Genomic DNA, 279 nt, shown 5'->3' on the forward strand with positions numbered 1-279 from the left:
GCATCTCGCGCATATACTCGGCCAGATAATCAGTTATTAAACCAAAACGGTCTGTAAAATATTCAGGCCGCATTTTCGGGATCTCCCAACCGGGAATATAGGCATGGAAGCGGTCAAAATAAGCGGAATCAATCATTTCCTCAGGGAATGGCGCTAACAGGTGGCTGGTTTTCACCAGCATCTCAACGCTGTGATCAATATTACCGACAAACACCATCGAGGCTTTACCTTCAATAGAATCACGGCCACGGGAGAACGAGCCCGAGGCCATATAGTCTT

1 protein-coding gene is annotated in these 279 nt (G+C 47.3%); it reads right to left on the bottom strand.

What is annotated here, in order from left to right:
• Positions 1–279 (bottom strand): BREX system Lon protease-like protein BrxL (locus RMT89_RS42640; RefSeq protein ID WP_315889134.1); only part of this gene is annotated, 279 nt, incomplete at both ends.

The sequence above is a fragment of the Streptomyces sp. P17 genome (assembly GCF_032436805.1).
GTDB lineage: Bacteria > Actinomycetota > Actinomycetes > Streptomycetales > Streptomycetaceae > Streptomyces.